This is a genomic window from Pedobacter superstes, assembly GCF_037622515.1.
Lineage (GTDB): Bacteria > Bacteroidota > Bacteroidia > Sphingobacteriales > Sphingobacteriaceae > Paradesertivirga > Paradesertivirga superstes.
This window is the reverse complement of record NZ_JBBJCN010000018.1, coordinates 1-1269: the sequence shown is the minus strand read 5'-3', so window position 1 is coordinate 1269 and position 1269 is coordinate 1. Positions and strand designations below refer to the sequence as shown.

Annotated in this window: 1 protein-coding gene; it reads right to left on the bottom strand. The window is 48.9% G+C overall.

Going from position 1 to position 1269, the window contains the following annotated elements; all coding sequences use genetic code 11:
* The coding region (locus tag WG906_RS19310; RefSeq protein ID WP_339994534.1) for a condensation domain-containing protein at nucleotides 1–1269 on the bottom strand (1269 nt) is incomplete at both ends.

Below are 1269 nucleotides of genomic sequence, written 5' to 3'. Positions count from 1 at the left end.
GAAGCGTACAGTTCTACCAATTCCTGAACTAATATGGAGCGCGACCATCCGTCGGAGGCGATATGATGCAGCGTGACTACCAGAATGTGCTCTTCTTCTTCTAAATGGATCAGGTGAGCCCTAAGCATTGTATCTTCAGAGAGGCTAAAGGGAACTTTTATCAATTCTCTGATATAGGATTCCAGCCCCTGTGGTGAATGGAGATACTTTCTGCCATCTACAGGGGTTAGCACCCTGCCTTTTACTTCTCTGATCTCCTGCCAGGCCTGGCCTTCTTCTTCCCGAATTACCGTTCTGAGCACTTCATGGCGGTTCACTATTTCTTGTAAAGAGGAACCCAGAGCTTCTGCATCCAGCTTGCCGGATAACTTAAGCACGGCCGGTACATGGTACTGAAGGCTTCCTTCTAAGCGGTCTATAAACCACAGACGCTCCTGGCTGAAAGACAGCGGAATGCGCCCGGGACGGGCCTCTACTTTTATTGAAGGCATCAGGGCGGTTGCTGATGCCCCTGCCTGAGATTGTGTATCCAGCTGTGCTGCCAGCCCCGCTACCGTGGGGTAATCGAATACATCGCTAATGGGAAGCTCTGCTTTAAACGCCTTACGGATCGCCGATATGAGGCGTACGGCTAACAACGAATGCCCCCCAAGGGCAAAAAAATCATCATGAATGCCGACCTGATCTACCTCCAGAACATCTTGCCAGATCTCTGCCAATTGCTCCTCAGTGGCATTCCGGGGAGCCGTGTACGCTTCAGTCATATGATCTGAAACATCAGGATCCGGCAAGTTCTTCCGGTCTATCTTACCGTTAGCCGTTAATGGAAAACTCTCCAACTCTACCAACTGACCAGGCACCATATAATCTGGCAGCCTTTCGTTTAGATAACGGAACAAGTCTTCACGGTCAAACAAATCGTTAACTACAACATAAGCCACCAACTGCTTGTTGCCCTGATGGTCATCACGCGATATCACTAATGCCTGACCCACCAGACCGCTCTGCTCAATTACACGACCGATCTCTCCCGGCTCTACCCGATATCCTCTGATCTTTACCTGGTCGTCTACCCGACCAAGAAACATTACATTCCCGTCTGGAAGGTACTTAACCAGATCGCCCGTTCCATACATTAAGGAATCAGCTTCTTTAGAATAGGGATTAGATACAAATTTCTCCCTGGTTAACTCCGGATTGTTAAGATAACCTCGGGCTAAGCCATCTCCGGTTATATATAATTGTCCGGGAACTCCGATTGGACATAAT